1 protein-coding gene is annotated in these 274 nt (G+C 67.2%); it reads left to right on the top strand.

All coding sequences use genetic code 11. The annotated features are described in order from the left end of the window. On the top strand, positions 1–274 hold a 274-nt coding region (locus ACLJNW_RS24955; protein WP_410961324.1), incomplete at both ends, for an EAL domain-containing protein.

Consider the following 274-nt stretch of genomic DNA (forward strand, 5'->3'; position numbering starts at 1 on the left):
GCTGGCAGCATCCGCGCCGCGGACTGGTTCCGCCGAGCGAGTTCATTCCGGTGCTGGAGGAGATCGGCCTGGTGGCCCAGGTCGGCGACTGGCTGCTGGCGGAAGCCTGCAAGCAGTTGCGCAGCTGGCACAAGGCCAAGGTGCGGGTGCCAAAGGTCTCGGTGAACCTCTCGGCACGGCAGTTCGCCGATGGCCAGTTGGGCGAGCGGATCGCCGCGATCCTCTACGAGACAGGCATCCCGCCGGCATGCCTGGAGCTGGAACTGACCGAAAG

Source organism: Salmonella sp. SAL4457, assembly GCF_046548235.1.
GTDB classification, from domain to species: Bacteria; Pseudomonadota; Gammaproteobacteria; order Enterobacterales; family Enterobacteriaceae; genus Salmonella; species Salmonella enterica.